This is a genomic window from Streptomyces sparsus (genome assembly GCF_054776295.1).
The window spans coordinates 1-651 of the sequence record NZ_BAAHCA010001602.1 but is presented as its reverse complement, the minus strand read 5'-3'; the positions used below and the strand labels follow the sequence as shown (position 1 = coordinate 651).

The window sequence follows — 651 nt, the reverse complement described above, 5'->3', positions numbered from 1 at the left end:
CGCCGCGAGCACGACCAGGGCCGTCTCCAGCCGGCCGGGGGTGCCCGGCCGGAACGTCGCGGTGAACACCGCCAGCCAGCCGAGGGCGACGACGCCCGCCGCCCCCACCACGACGAGCAGGGCGCGGGCGCATGCGGCGGTGCCGGGCATCCGGGTCATGTGCGGCCTCCGTGTGAGCGGGAGCTGATGGCCAGGTGTGCGAGGTGTGCGCCCGGCCACCGTAACCGCGGTCCGCCTCCCGGTGCGTCAGACCGGGTGGCCGAGCAGCATGCTGGGGGCGCCCGCGACGCGGGTGAGGAAGACCGTCGCGGAGTGGGGTCCGGAGAGCTTCATGCGGCGGCGGAACTCCTCCGGCTCCACCGCGGAACCGCGCTTCTTGACGGTCAGCACGCCGACCCCGCGCTCCCGCAGCAGGGCCTTGAGCCGCTTCAGGTGGAACGGCATCACGTCGGTGATCTCGTAGCTGCGGGCGAAGGGTGTGCGGTGCAGTTCGTCCGCGGTCAGGTAGGCGATGGTCGGGTCGATCAGCCGCCCGCCGACCTCCCGCGCGACCTCGGCGACCAGGTGGGCGCGGATCACCGCGCCGTCCGGTTCGTGCAGGTAGCGGCCGACCGGGCCGGGCTCGGGGTCGGGCAGCCCGGCGCCCCGGAG

The 651-nt window shown here is 75.1% G+C and carries 1 protein-coding gene; it reads right to left on the bottom strand.

Annotation, left to right across the window (positions count from 1 at the left end; all coding sequences use genetic code 11):
* Positions 1–246 precede the first annotated feature (246 nt).
* The coding region (locus ACYVE9_RS29850) for a THUMP-like domain-containing protein (protein WP_461030988.1) at positions 247–651 on the bottom strand (405 nt) is incomplete at its 5' end.